Source organism: Saccharothrix sp. ST-888, from assembly GCF_000955975.1.
GTDB lineage: Bacteria > Actinomycetota > Actinomycetes > Streptomycetales > Streptomycetaceae > Kitasatospora.
Map to the genome: position 1 here is coordinate 1 of NZ_JYJF01000976.1, position 302 is coordinate 302.

General features: G+C 71.5%; 1 pseudogene. It reads right to left on the reverse strand.

Annotated features, from left to right (window positions below):
• Positions 1 to 302: pseudogene (locus UK12_RS42690) on the reverse strand (PTS transporter subunit EIIC); the annotation flags it as partial.

The window sequence follows — 302 nt, forward strand, 5'->3', positions numbered from 1 at the left end:
AGGGGGGCGAGGGCCTTGGAGACGTGGGCGGTGTTGGAGAAGCCGGACGAGAGACCGACCGTGAAGAGCAGGGGCGGGTTGTCGAAGTCGGTACCGGCGGCGGCCGAGAAGACCGCGGAGACCTTGTCGCGGCCGAGACCGTCGTTGCCGAAGACGTCAGCCTGGCCGAGCCGAAGCAGCGGACCGGCCGCGGGCAGGACCGGGATCGGGAGCTGGAGGCTGCGGCCGATCTTCTGCAGGCCCTGCAGCAGGTTCTGGCCGAACTGCTTGGCGGGGGAAGGGGCCGGTGCCGCAGCGGGCGT